The 12,682-nt window shown below is 68.6% G+C and carries 14 protein-coding genes; 6 read left to right on the plus strand and 8 right to left on the minus strand.

The window, feature by feature from the left end; genetic code table 11:
* Nucleotides 1-61 precede the first annotated feature (61 nt).
* Complete coding sequence (locus ACWD02_RS34500; RefSeq protein ID WP_451218078.1) at nt 62-799, minus strand: SDR family NAD(P)-dependent oxidoreductase; 738 nt, start codon at nt 797-799, stop codon at nt 62-64.
* An 84-nt stretch (nt 800-883) separates the two neighbouring features.
* Here ACWD02_RS34500 and ACWD02_RS34505 point away from each other — a divergent pair, with 84 nt between their 5' ends.
* Nucleotides 884-1,486 (plus strand): TetR/AcrR family transcriptional regulator, encoded by a 603-nt coding sequence (locus ACWD02_RS34505; protein ID WP_451218081.1) that lies wholly within the window; start codon nt 884-886, stop codon nt 1,484-1,486.
* 209 nt (nt 1,487-1,695) lie between these two features.
* On the opposite strand, the gene ACWD02_RS34510 is transcribed toward ACWD02_RS34505, so the two are convergent.
* Complete coding sequence (locus tag ACWD02_RS34510; protein ID WP_451218084.1) at nt 1,696-2,445, minus strand: dienelactone hydrolase family protein; 750 nt, start codon at nt 2,443-2,445, stop codon at nt 1,696-1,698.
* Nucleotides 2,446-2,711: 266 nt separating this feature from the next.
* Nucleotides 2,712-3,620 (minus strand): LysR family transcriptional regulator, encoded by a 909-nt coding sequence (locus tag ACWD02_RS34515; protein ID WP_451218087.1) that lies wholly within the window; start codon nt 3,618-3,620, stop codon nt 2,712-2,714.
* A 71-nt stretch (nt 3,621-3,691) separates the two neighbouring features.
* Between ACWD02_RS34515 and ACWD02_RS34520 the strand changes: the two genes are divergently transcribed.
* Together ACWD02_RS34520 and ACWD02_RS34525 are read left to right on the plus strand one after the other, a co-directional pair.
* A complete protein-coding gene (locus tag ACWD02_RS34520; RefSeq protein WP_451218090.1) occupies nt 3,692-4,666 on the plus strand; it encodes an NAD-dependent epimerase/dehydratase family protein in 975 nt (324 codons plus the stop codon).
* Nucleotides 4,667-4,679: 13 nt separating this feature from the next.
* Entirely contained in the window at nt 4,680-5,564 is an 885-nt protein-coding gene (locus ACWD02_RS34525) for an aldo/keto reductase (protein WP_451218093.1), read from the plus strand.
* 27 nt (nt 5,565-5,591) lie between these two features.
* Here ACWD02_RS34525 and ACWD02_RS34530 read toward each other — a convergent pair whose 3' ends face one another.
* The 3 genes from ACWD02_RS34530 to ACWD02_RS34540 form a co-directional block, all read right to left on the minus strand.
* Nucleotides 5,592-6,641, minus strand: a complete 1,050-nt coding sequence (locus ACWD02_RS34530) for an NAD(P)/FAD-dependent oxidoreductase (protein ID WP_451218096.1) — start codon at nt 6,639-6,641, stop codon at nt 5,592-5,594.
* 140 nt (nt 6,642-6,781) lie between these two features.
* The gene (locus ACWD02_RS34535) at nt 6,782-7,576 is read right to left on the minus strand and encodes a competence protein CoiA family protein (protein ID WP_451218099.1); all 795 of its coding nucleotides are present in this window, start codon (nt 7,574-7,576) and stop codon (nt 6,782-6,784) included.
* 270 nt (nt 7,577-7,846) lie between these two features.
* Nucleotides 7,847-8,008 (minus strand): hypothetical protein, encoded by a 162-nt coding sequence (locus ACWD02_RS34540; RefSeq protein ID WP_451218102.1) that lies wholly within the window; start codon nt 8,006-8,008, stop codon nt 7,847-7,849.
* Nucleotides 8,009-8,233: 225 nt separating this feature from the next.
* Between ACWD02_RS34540 and ACWD02_RS34545 the strand changes: the two genes are divergently transcribed.
* Nucleotides 8,234-8,470, plus strand: a complete 237-nt coding sequence (locus ACWD02_RS34545) for a hypothetical protein (RefSeq protein ID WP_451218105.1) — start codon at nt 8,234-8,236, stop codon at nt 8,468-8,470.
* A 90-nt stretch (nt 8,471-8,560) separates the two neighbouring features.
* Here the strand turns inward: ACWD02_RS34545 and ACWD02_RS34550 are convergent, their stop codons facing one another.
* Together ACWD02_RS34550 and ACWD02_RS34555 are read right to left on the minus strand one after the other, a co-directional pair.
* Nucleotides 8,561-9,835 carry a serine/threonine protein kinase gene (locus ACWD02_RS34550; protein WP_451218108.1) on the minus strand — a complete coding sequence of 425 codons (1,275 nt, stop codon included), beginning with the start codon at nt 9,833-9,835 and terminating at the stop codon, nt 8,561-8,563.
* Between the two features lie 280 nt (nt 9,836-10,115).
* On the minus strand, nt 10,116-11,333 hold the full coding sequence (locus ACWD02_RS34555) for an MFS transporter (RefSeq protein ID WP_451218111.1): 1,218 nt from the start codon (nt 11,331-11,333) through the stop codon (nt 10,116-10,118).
* 38 nt (nt 11,334-11,371) lie between these two features.
* On the opposite strand from ACWD02_RS34555, the gene ACWD02_RS34560 reads away from it, so the two are divergent.
* Complete coding sequence (locus ACWD02_RS34560; protein ID WP_451218114.1) at nt 11,372-11,968, plus strand: CGNR zinc finger domain-containing protein; 597 nt, start codon at nt 11,372-11,374, stop codon at nt 11,966-11,968.
* Nucleotides 11,969-12,107: 139 nt separating this feature from the next.
* Entirely contained in the window at nt 12,108-12,500 is a 393-nt protein-coding gene (locus tag ACWD02_RS34565) for a hypothetical protein (RefSeq protein WP_451218117.1), read from the plus strand.
* Nucleotides 12,501-12,682 lie beyond the last annotated feature (182 nt).

The following is a 12,682-nucleotide window of genomic DNA, read 5'->3' on the forward strand; positions in this document are numbered from 1 at the left end:
CGTGCGTCGCCTGTGGCTGCCCCAGCCTTTCTTCGTCGGCATGCTCACGGGCAAGCCGCGTTCAGGCCCGGGTGTAGCCGCCGTCCGCGAAGAGTTCGGCGCCGGTGACGAACGACGACGCGTCCGAGGCCAGGAAGAGGGCTGCCTCGGCGATCTCCTCGGGGTCGGCCAGTCGCCCCAGTGGCACGACGGCCTCGGCGAACTGGTCGACGCCGGGCCCCGCGGCGCCCAGCAGGCCCGGGGTCCGCGTGGGCCCCGGGCTGAGCACGTTGACCCGGAATCGGCGCTCCCGTGACTGCCGGGACCAGTTGTGCACGAGGTTGCTCACTGCCGCCTTCGAGGCGCTGTAGACCTCGAGTTGCTCACTGGGCCGCACGCTGTTGCTCGAGCCGACGACCAGGATGGAGGCGTTCTCCGCCAGCAGCGGGAGCGCCTTCTGAACGGTGAACAGTGGGCCCTTGACGTTGACTGCGAGCGTCAGGTCGACGTTCGCCTCGGTGTGAGCGCCGAGCGCGGCGTCCGCGACGATTCCCGCGTTGGCCACCAGCACGTCGATGCGTCCGGCCTCCTCGCGGACTCGCGCGTAGAGCGCGTCCAGGTCGGACAGGACCGAGACGTCGGATCGTACGCCGGTGACCGCTGGGCCCAACTCCTTGACTGCCGCCTCAAGGCGGTCGGAGTCCCGGCCGGTCACGAAGACCCGTGCGCCTTCCCGGACGAAGCGGTGGGCGATGGCCAGCCCGATCCCGCTGGTTCCGCCGGTGATCACGGCCACCTTCTCCTGCAACACGCCTGGCATGTCGAACCCCTTCAGTTATGGAATGGATCGTCCACAACGTAAGCAGTAATGGACGATCGAGTCAAGAATGGCTAGTCTGATGACATGCCGAGACCACGCGCATTCGACGAACGCCAAGTCCTGGAGCGGGCCCGGGAACAGTTCTGGGCGACTGGCTACGCAGGGACCCGGATGGACGACATCGCCCGGGCGACCGGCCTGGGCAAGGGCAGCCTGTACGGCGCATTCGGCGACAAGGGCAAGCTGTTCCACCGGGTGTTCGGTGACTGGTGCACCGCGGTCGTCGAGGTGGCCGAAGGGCGGCTGACAGGGGGCCCGGACGCCGAGGCCATGGCCCGGCTGGCGGAGTACGTGCACCTCATGGCGGAGAACACCGCTTCCGACACCGAGCGCCGCGGGTGCCTGATGGCCAAGGGGGTGGCGGAACTGGCCCAGCACGACGCGACGGTCGCCGGCCGGTCGGGCGAGACCATGACGGCGCTGCTGACCCTGCTGCGGACGGAGATCAGCGCCGCCCAGCGCCACGGCGACATCGACGGCGCTGCGGATCCCCAGCAGTTGGCGGCACTGCTGCTGACGGTGGTCCGCGGTATCGAGGCGGTCGGCAAGGCGGGCCTGGATCCGGAGACGCTGCGGAAGGTCGCGGACACCGCACTGGCGGTCCTGCCCAGGCCCGAGGGGCAGTAGAACCGCGCACCGCGCAACCGGGCGCAGTCCGGCCCGCGAGACATGTGGCCGGGTGCCGGCCAGACGATCACGTGAACACCCCCGGTCCCTCCCATGACCCGACGGGCCACACATGACCCGACGGGCCACAGGAGGGATGCCGCCCCTTCGGCTCACGTGAAGACCCGCAAATAGGCGTCCAGGCGACGGCGCGCGGGGGTGCTGCAAGCTCAGCTGTCGGCCAGGGTGCCTTCCAGCAGGTCGAGCAGGCGCTCCCAATGGCGCTTCAGCCCGGCGGCGTCGAAAGCGTCGGTGTCGGCCATGGTGAAGCCGTGGACGGTGCCGGGGTAGATCTCGGAGGTGTGGTCGACACCTGCGGCGTCCAAAGCCTGGTTGAGCTCGCCGAGGGCCTCGGGCGTCAGGTCTGATGCGGCGTGGCCGAGGTGCACCTTGGCGGTGATCCTTGAGAGAAGGCCGTGCAGGCCGTCGGGCCCGTCCGCGACCACGGGGCAGTGGAATCCGGCGACGGCCGCCACCTGGCCGGGATGGGCCGAGGCGGTGCGTATCGCGAGGAGACCGCCGATGCAGTATCCGGTCACGGCAACCGGTCCCGCGGAGACCTCGGGCTGCGCGCTCAGGAACCTGAGGTAGCTCTCTGCGTCACTCGCGACACGGTCGTCGGCGATGTGCTCCTCGATCAAGGGCATCAGCTGGGCGAGGATCGCAGGCCGGGCCTCTTCTCCGATGTGTTCGGGAAGGTCGACGAGCGGTGCCGGGCCATGGCGGTAGAAGTAGTTGGGCACGAGCACGTAGTACCCGTGCCCGGCCAGTTCGCGGGCCATCTCCGCCAGTACGGGCCGCATCCCGAAGGCGTCCGCGTACAGCAGCACCCCCGGGTGCCGCTCGCCGTCGTCGGGGAAAGCGGCGAAAGCGTCGGCCTGACCGTCCGCGGTGGGAATCTGCAACGTCTTGGTGGACATGACTTCTCCTGTCGTGGTTGATGTGCAGAATCTGAGATCAACACGACGGAGGCGGAGCCCGCGCGGTGGCGCGAGACCCTCGGCAGAACAACGGGCCCGTTCCGGCCCGTTCGGCGCTCAGGAGAGCACCGGGTAACCAGTCTGTGTGTGGCGCAATGCCGTCCCGGTAGTCATCGCCGCGCAGCTTAGCCCACCGTACGGATGCCGCCGTCAGTACCCCGGAACACCGCCGGGCCGCACGAGACCCAGCCACAACCCTCTGCAGGTCAGATCGCCTCCAGCGCTTCTGCTTGTTCCTGAAGTGCCTGGATCAGTGTCACGACCTGGGGATGGTGGCGACGGAGGATCGTGGCAACGCCGATGTGTCGGGTCGGAGTCGGCGCTGCGATGGGGATGGTGCGTACTCCTTGTATCCGCGGGGTCAGGGCTATGGAAGGGATCAGTGAGATTCCCACGCCCGCGGCGACCAGCGAGCGGGCGAAGAAGTAGTCGGTCGTCGTGCTGCGCACCTCCGGGTCGAAGCCGGCGCGTTCGGCGTAGCGGCGCAGGTACGCCTCGGTCTTGAGGCAGCCAAGTACCCACGGTTCGGCCGCCAGTTCAGCGATGTCGAGCGAGGTGCGGTTGGCCAGCCGGTGGCCGTCGGGCAGGACGACGTGCAGCGGATCCTCGATGAGTGCCGTCCATGCCAGGCTGTTGCTTGGGCCGAGCCGGCCGGGCAGCGGGCCGTCGAAGTGGTAGGCGAGGGCGACGTCCACGGCGCCTTGGCGGACCAGCGGCAAGCTGTCTTCGGGCTCGGCTTCCCTGACGTGGACCACGGTGTCGGGGTGTGCGGTGGCCAGGCGGGCGAGCGCGCCGGGCAGCAGGTGCCTGCCTCCGCTGGTGAAGGTGGCGATGGTGATCTGGGAGCGGCCGCCGCCGAGTTGGTCGACCTGCTGCTTGGCGTGAACGAGTTCCGCGGCGACCGACTCGGCCGCCCCCACCATGATCCGCCCGGCCGGGGTGAGGGTGACTCCACGGGTGCTGCGCGCGACAACCTGGGCGCCGAGGCTGCGTTCGAGTGCGGCGATGTGCTGGGAGACGGCGGAGGGGGTGAGGTGGAGGGCTGCCGCCGCCTGATTGAAGCTGCCGTGTTCGGCCACCGTCCGCAGGACTCGGAGCCGCTGCACATCGATCAACAGTATTCCTTACTACGTATCCAGTAAGCAGGTACTTCTGCTGATGACCTTAGGTGTTCAGGATGAGGGGCATGCAAAGAATCTGCGTTATCGGCGGAAGCCGTTACTTCGGCAAGCTCCTGGTGCAGCTCCTGCAGGCGGCAGGCCACCAGGTCACTGTCATCAACCGCGGCTCCACTCCGCCGCCGACAGGGGTCGAGCACCTCGTCGCCGACCGCGATGACGAGGCTGCCCTGACCGCCGCCCTTGGCGACCGCAGCTTCGACGTGGTCGTGGACCAGGTCTGCTACACACCCGTACAGGCCGCCATCGCCGCCCGTGCCTTCAGCGGCCGCACCCGGCGCTACGTCATGACCTCCACGATCGAGGTCTACGATCCGGCCACCGCCGCACTGCCCGACATCCCGGCCGGAACTCCGATCCCCGAACAGTCGGTGGATCCGGCCACGTGGCGGGTGCAGATGGACCTGCCCTGGCACGACACGGCGTACCTGGAAGCTCACTACGCCGAGGGGAAGCGTGAGGCAGAGGCCGTCTTCGCGCAGCATGGCGGGTTCGACTTCGCCGCCGTGCGCAGCGCCCACGTGCTGGGCGGCGGCCCTCAGGAGTTCACCGGCCGGCTGGCCCACTACGTCGAGCACATCACCCAGGGCACGCAGATCACCGTGCACGCCCAGGCGCTGCCCACGGTCTTCATCCATTACCGGGAGCTGGCCGACCTGCTGCTGTGGGCAGCCACGGCTTCCGACTTCACGGGCCCGCTCAACGCATGCTCCGACGGCCAACTCGACGTCCGCGCCCTGGCTGCCGTGATCGCCGCACAGACCGGCGCGGAAGCCACGTACCGCAGCGTCGCGGTGGGCGAGCCGGCCTCGCCGTTCTCCTTCGACCGCCACTACGCCATGAGCAACGCCCGCGCGAAGGAACTGGGCTTTCCCTTCTCCCACACCGCACATTGGCTCCCCGAAGCCGTGGCCGAAGCCGGCGCCGAAACCCTCGACCCACGGTCCGCCACCACCATCACTGCCCCTACCACCGCCGCCTGAGGAGCAGACAGCTATGCGCTATCGCACCATCGGGGACTTCTCCGTGAGCGCCGTCGGCCTGGGCGCCATGCCACTGTCCATCGAGCACCGCCCGGACGAGCAGCGGGCAATCGCCACCATCCACGCGGCCCTGGACGCCGGAATCACGCTCATCGACACCGCCGACAGCTACCACTGGCACGCCGACGAAGCCGGCCACAACGAACTCCTCATCGCCCGCGCCCTGACCCGCTACGGCGGCGACACCTCCCACCTGCTCATCGCCACCAAGGGCGGCCGGGGCCGCCCCGGCGACGGCAGCTGGACCATCAACGCCGCCCCCTCCCACCTCAAGCGCGCCGCCAAAAACTCCCTCCGGCGCTTGGGTGTGGAAGCCATCGGCCTTTACCAGTTGCACAAGCCGGACCCGGCTGTGCCCTGGGCTGAATCCGTGGGCGCGCTGCGCGAACTGCTCGACGCCGGCACCATCCGATCCGCCGGGATCTCCAACGTCACCACCGGTCAGATCCGCGAGGCGTACGCCATCGTAGGAGAGGGCCTGGTCTCCGTACAGAACCAGTACTCACCCGCCGTCCGCGACAGCGAGCCCGAGCTGCAACTGAGCGCGGAGCTGGGGCTGGCCTTCCTGCCCTGGAGCCCCCTGGGCGGCATCTCCCGTAGCTCCTTGGACGGCCCCTCCGGGGCGACCGGGGGCGGCACAGCCTTCCACCGCATCGCGGACGAGCGCGGCGTCAGCCCACAACAGGTCACCCTGGCCTGGCTGTTGGGGCGTTCCCCGGCGATGATCCCCGTGCCGGGCGCCAGCCGCCCGGCATCGATCCAGGACTCCGCCAAGGCGGCCGAGCTCAAACTGAGCGAAGCAGAACAGAGTCAGCTGGACGACGCAGTGGCGAGGTGAACCAGCGCAAAGATGCTGAGCACGTCCCTACGGGGTGGTACCGGCCGACGGGCGACAGTTCCGAAGCTCAGAGGGCGGATTGCCGGTCACGAGTTCGTCTGCGATGAGCCGACCGGCAGTGGGCGCCAGGCTGATGGCGGAATGCATGACAGCGACGTACACGGATCGATCGCTCGTCGCGTATCCGATGACAGGCCCCTGCGCAGGCATGGGGCGCATGCCGGTGCGGTAGCCCAGCAGGCGGCACCGGTCACTCCCCCGAAAGGTTGCCTTGAGGCGCCGGAGCGTGTGCTGCGCAGCCTGCCCCGACACCGCAGCTGTGCCTTCATCGTGCGGCACGACCATCACGAGCTCGCCATCCCGTACCTCTCGGACCTCGAAGTCAGGTCTGGCCACGATGGCCTTGACCATGCCAGGCGGGGCGGTGACCCGCGCGAGGGTGGCCGGCGAGGCCTCGATGGCCAGGCCGGCAGAGAGGGGCTCGCACAGCTCGGGGACATTGATCCCGGCTGTGAGAACGACCGTTGCGGCGGCGTGGAGCCCCGCCGACGTGAGCACTCCCTCGACGCGTCCGTTGATCGCCTGCAGGGAGGTAACGGCGGTGTCGTGGTGCACAGTTGCTCCGTGGGCCTCGGCGGCTGCTACGAGAGCACGGGCCAGCGCCGCCGGGTCGACGCCCGCATCGCTCGGAGTGTGGATGGCCTGGTCGGGTGGGCGCCGGAGGTTGGGCTCCAGCACCGCGATGTCGCTCCGCCCTATGCGGAACTGGCCCGGCCCCAGCAGCGAGCCCTCATCCGGTGTGCCGGCCCAGGACAGCGAGCCGGTCCGGCGAACCTCGACCTGGGGCAGTTCCTTCTCCAGGCGCCGGTAGTCCGCCAGGACGTACTCACGGAGGTCTTGAGCACCACCGGGCCAATGGCCCCCTGCGCCTCTGATCCAGGCGAAGGAGTCTCCGGTGACCCCGGCGGCCGGTGCGGGCCCTTGTTCGAGCAGCGTCACCGGGACGCCGCTGCGCGCAAGGTGATAGGCAACCGAGGAGCCGACGATTCCCGCACCGACAACGACAACGGCTGACATGAGGTCCTTTCCGGTGGGTCCACGGCCGTTCAGGTTTGGACTGCAGCCGCGGGGTCTTGCTGTGACGCGGCTTGTTCGACCAGCTCGGCCCGTTCGGGCGCCCCCCTTGCATTGGCGACCCAGCACTCGCTATTCCACCGCTACACCATGGGGATGGGTTCGCTGCCGGTGCGGCGCCATGGTTTCTCATACCTCCCGTCGCATGCCCGGCAGTGCGCCCGGAGATGTGCGGCTCCCGGGCCCATCTGATCGCTCGGTCGCGCGGCGTACAGGGCGTTTTGAAACCTCGCGACGAGTTCCGGGGCAGTGCAGGTGCAGACGTGGACGTGAAAAGCAGGCGGGAGTTGGGCGTGCTCAGCTCCGACATACCGCGGCGCTGTCCACACCGTGGCGAGGGCACGCTGCGGGGGCCGCAGTGGAATGCGCGGGGCGTGCGCAACGATGCGACGCGTGAACGCCCAGTCGAGAAAGTCGGGCAGAGCGGCTTCGACCGCCGACCATCCTCCATCGGAGAATTTCGCCAGCCCCTCAGCGACCGTCAGGCCACTGCTGCCGTCCTTCCCTTCCAGGCGTATCGACGGCACGGTGCCCAGCCAAGGAGGCCGACGCCGGTCGCTGAACCAGATCGAGGAGACACCGTCGGCACCCATGCGCTCGGTGCGGGTGACTATTTCGGCGCCGGTGATGGGGGACAGCTGGGCTTCGAGCGCGATTCTCCAGCCACCTGAGGGATCACTGGCCAACACATCGGCCCGCCAAGCACCTCCGGGGCCGGGGAACTCGAGCTCAGCATGCGCACCCGCCTCGCGCGCAGCCGTGGCAAGTTCGAGCTTGAGCAAGTGATGGGCGACGGACTCCAAGCCGAGCGCGCAGGCGGGGGCGCCCGGAGCATGCGCAAAGAAGCGCAGGCCGCTGCGGGAGGTCTTGGCGTACATCGGGTGACGGCACTCGTCGCAGGTGATCGGTGCGGGCGGCCGGACCTTCCACACTGCCTCCCAGCTCTGCCCGCATCCGAGATCGGGCAGATGAGCGAACACAGTCCCCCACTCCGCGTGCACCGCCCTGAACGCCACACCGGCCCCCTTACTGATCGACGAGTGACCAGTGTGGCGCGCCGCACTGACATCGCGTCAGGCCGCACCCGGCAGAGAGCCGACGAAAGGCCCTCGGGGAGGAAGGCTCGCCAGGTCGGGCAGGCGCCGCCCTCAGCTGCCGGGGTGCTCCGCGTGCTGGCTCTCACGGACCCGGGTCTCTGCTTCGGCACGGGTCGGCCCCCAGGCGACGGCCCCGGTCTTCTGGTCGAGGGCCATCACGCCGCCGCTTTCGCTCTCGATGTCGTCGGCAAGGTAGATGATCTGCGCGTTCACAAGCTGTCCTGATCTGTTCGGGGCCGCCCCCGTGAAGGGTGGGGCGGCGATAGAAACGGTTCTCCGCTGCCAACGCCGGGACCGCCCAGCTGGTCACGACAAAGCGGGCAGATGGGCTCCCCCGGGGACTCGGGTACGGTCCCCCAGCGGGTGTCACCGGGTACGGGAGGCTGCCGAGGGCGGTTGTGGCGAGGTCCCCCGGGCATACGAGTCGGCAGGAGGTGCATGGTGACGAGACACTCCGAACCGCCGGCCTGGGCACGGCCGGGCGCGCGCTGGGTGCCCTGGTTCTACTGGCCGATGCTCTGCCTGAGCACCGCCGTCCTGGTGTGGCGAGTCGTGGACGGCGACACAGCGGGAAAAATCACCACCACCGCCCTCATCTGCGTGGCGTTCGCCTGCCTCCTGATCGCCAACCGAAGGCATTGGCGACAGCAACAACAGCAACCCACCAACACCTGAAACGATCAGTTGGCAAGGCCCCAGTACCAACTCACCAACCCATCAACTCACCGGCGTGCGGCGTGCGGCGTGCGGCGTGCGGGGGCCTTGCTATCCAGGCAGATTCTCCGAGCCAACCAACACAAGGCGGAAGAGCTGGTTCGGCCCGCCGTGACCGGCGTACTGGACGATCGGCGCATGGTCGTCGGTGCGGGCCTCAAGGACGTCCAACCGCTTGCCTGCGAAGGTGCCGATCTCGAACAAGCCCTGGCCGATCGGGTGAAGAGTGAACCGCTGGTTCGGCCCACCGTGGCGGCTGTACTGGACGATCTGTGTGAAGTCGTCGGTGCTGGCCCCCCAGACGTCCAGACACTTGTCGGCGAACGTCCTGATCTCGTACAGCCCGTCACCGACCGGGTGGAAGGTGAATTGCTGGTTCGGCCCACCGTGGCAACTGTGCTGGACGATCCGCGCATGGTCCTCGGTGCTGATGCCCCAGACGTCCAAGCACCTGTTGGCGAAGGTCCAGATATGGAATGGGCCCAACGGGTCACTGGCGAGTTTCCGCAGCGCCTGTGCGAGGGCGGCGGCATCTGGGTACCGCTGCGCCGGGTCCTTGTCGAGCAAGGTCAGCACAAGATCATCCCAGGCGGGCGGGACGCCCTCGGACACCGAACTGGGCGCGGGCGGCTGCTCGGTGGAGTGCGCGGTGAGGTAGCCGATGGCATCGGGGGCCTGAAACGGCGGCCGCCCAGTAAGCAGCTCGAAGAGAAGGCAGCCCAGAGCGTAGAGGTCACTGCTGGGTTCCGGGTAGCCGCGCGCCTGTTCGGGTGACATATAGGTGGGAGTGCCCACGATGAAGCCCGTCCTGGTGACTCGGGTCGCGATGGGATCCGCTGCCTTGGCGATGCCGAAATCGAGGACCTTCACGACGCTGGACGGTGTGACGAATATGTTGGACGGCTTGATGTCCCGGTGCATGATCCCGGCTTTGTGCGCATCATCGAGCGCCTCGCAGATCTGCGCGCCCCACCGGGCCACGTCCGGCAGGGCGACAGGGCCTCTGCACAACACTGCGTCCAGACCCTCGCCACGGACCATCTCCATCACCAGGAACGGGACCTGGTCATTCCCCGAGCCGGTCTCGCCGAGATCGTGGACGGTCACGATGTTGGGATGTTGCAACTGGGCAGTGATGCGCGCCTCACGCAGGAACCTCGCGCGTTCCTGATTGCCGCGCCTTCCGCCGCCGGCGAGCCGGTAGATCAGCTTGACGGCGACAGAGCGCCCCAGCGTCTCGTCCTGCGCCTCCCACACCTCGCCCATTCCGCCCTCGGCGAGCTGCCGCACCAACCGGTAACGGCCCGCCAGTAGCTGGTCCTGCACGGCTACGCCTCCCCCGCTTCGGAACATCGCTGCCCCGTCCTGCTCGCGGATGGAGTGCCGCGGGCGAGATCAGTTTCGCGTACGGGTGGCCACTCCGTCAGGCACCTGCACACTCTGGACCGTTGGTCACACCCACCGGTGCGGCCGTGTGCGCAGCGCTCGCCAACGGATCTCCTCCAGAGGGACCTGGACGAGGCAAACAGGGACGGACAAGGCTCTCACCGCCGCTTCCAAGCGACCTACCCACCCGACGACTGGGCGGCCCACCACCGGCAGCAGCTCAACCGCCCCGACCGACCCCGCCGACCAGCGCCGCGAGGGCGGCCGCGCTCGCTGCGATGGTCAGGGTGCCCGGTAGGGACCAGGTCACCAGGGGGCCGGCAGTCGCCGCGCCCAGCGCGAATCCGGTGATCTTCAAGCTGGCGCCGGTGGTGAAGATCTGGCCTCGCAGGTGTCCTGGGGATTCCCGGTGCCGGATGGTGAACAAGGCGGTCAGTTGCGGGCCTTCACCTGCCCCCGCGATGAGTACGGCGGCGATGAGCACCACGGGTGACCCCGTGGTCGCCAGGGCCAGCGCGACAGCCTGGAGAACGGCGCCCGCCCAGATGATCGTGTCGGGGGCGAGCAAACGCGGAAACCGTACGAGTGCCGCGTTGGCCACCAAGGCGGAGACAGCCGCGCAGGAGAGCAGCATCGCACCGCGGCCCGCCTCGCCCAGGACGCGCTCACCCAGGAGCGGCATGCACGCCGTCAACATCCCCGTGGCGACACAGGAGATGGCGGAGCTGAGGGTCGCTCGGGCCAAGGCCGGCCTGCTGATGATGGTCCGCAGTCCGGCGGCGAGGTCGGTGCGCAGTCCGGCGGCGAGGTCGGTGAGCACCGAGGTCGCCTGCCTGCTCCGCGCCAAAGTGGTCGCCTGATCGCCGTACGCTCCAATGGGACGTGCGGGCAGCAGCCATGCAGCGGGCAGCGCCAGGCCGATGAGTGCCACGGAGACCACCATGGCCGACGGAGCTCCCCACACTTCCGCGACACCGCCGGCGAGAGCCGGACCGACCAGACTCGCGGCGCTGAAGGTCATGGCATCGAGCGCGTTCGCCCGGGGCAGGCAGTTGCCGCGCACCACACGCGGCAGTTGGGCCGTCCATCCCCCCGACAGTGCCGGACCCAGCAGCCCTGTCACCAAGGCGATCAGGATGGTGACGGCGAACGGTATCCGGCCGAGCCCCGCAAGGATCACCGTCAGCCCCACCGCGTACATGAGCAGGGCCCCGCCCAACAGGCGTCCCGGCCGTTCCGCTCTGTCCAGGAGGGCCCCGAGCACCGGCCCGCCCACCGCTGCGGAGAGCGTGATGCCTGCGAGCAGCGAGGACGCCTCGATGGTCGACCCGGCCATGGCGTATCCCGTCAGCATCAGCGCCGGTCCCGACATCTCGTCCCCCGCACGAGCCACCACTGCGCCGGCGAGATAGAGGCGGAGTGAGTAACGCTTTTCCATCGGCGAGACGTTACGGAGGTAACTCAAGACTCGGCAAGATGCGTTACATTCCACCAGTGCCCTCACCTAGCGACGACTGGTCCACCCGGCACTCGGTGCTGACCACGGCTCGGCGAACCGCCGTTCTGCTCAACGCCCTTGCCGATGACCACCCTGACCCGGACGAGGTCGCCGCTGTACTCCGCGCGTACGGGGAGACCGATCTCATCGACCTCACTCCGCGCGAGGTCGCGGGGATGCAGGCAGCCGCCGCCCTACTGCGGCAAGTCTTCGCCGCCGAGCACGTCGACGACGCCGCAGCCACCCTCAACGCTCTCCTGCGGGACCACACCGGATCACCTCGCCTGACCTCGCACGGCGGCAGCACCCCCTGGCACCCGCACCTCGATCGCGATGACGACGCACCCTGGGACCAGTGGCTCCTCGCCTCCTCCTGCATGGCCCTGGCCGTCCTGATCTGGGACCGCCAACGCCCGCCCGGCGGGATCTGCGCCTCCCCCAGCTGCCGGAACGTCTTCATCACCCAGGGCAGCGGCCCGGAACGCCGCTACTGCTCCCGCCGATGCGCGACCCGCGAACGCGTCGCAGCCCATCGACGAGCCACCGGGGGCGGACGTTCGCCGCGCGAACGCTGAGTTCTTCGACTCCCCCGTCGCGGGTATCGAGCCAACGCCCGTGATTAACTCGGCAGTTGCTCGATGATGTTGGTACAAGCTCCGGCACGCACGCCGCCGTCGGAGCACTCTTGCGCACACAGAGAAAGCTCGGGGAAACGTGAAGACTGCAGCTCGAATGATGGCCACGGGTGTCGCCGCGCTGACGCTGATGGGGACGTGCGTCACCGTCGCCGAAGCGCAGGCGCCCCGTGCCGCGGCCGCCGGCGGGTGGCACTGCTCAGGCGCAAAGATCTCGCGGTGCATCGAGAAGGTCGCCGCGAATAAGGTGCGGGTGAACTTCACCAACAAGACGTACACGGCCGTCAAAGGACGGTTCGGCCTGACGTGTGCGGGTTCGTCGGGGCAGCGTGTCTACGATCTGAAGACGAACCTCTCGGCGCGCGGTGGGTACCTTTCCGGGACGATCACCTGCCCCTCCGGGTTTCGTGACAGCGCCTTCGGATGGCAGATCACTGCCGACACCTATTACAGCCCCACGATCAGCATCTGATCCCTTGCCTCCCTTGCCCGTTCGTACCCTGACGGACGACGGAAGTTTCATGAGCCGTTGAGTGGCAACACGGAGCGCATGGCTGAAGAGAGAAGAAACTCTGATGACAACGCCGGTAACGCCCGGCAGAACACGAAGACAGCAGCCGCCAAGGGGCGGTCCACCGCGAGTACAGGGGCGCG

Source organism: Streptomyces sp. NPDC002853 (assembly GCF_053591915.1).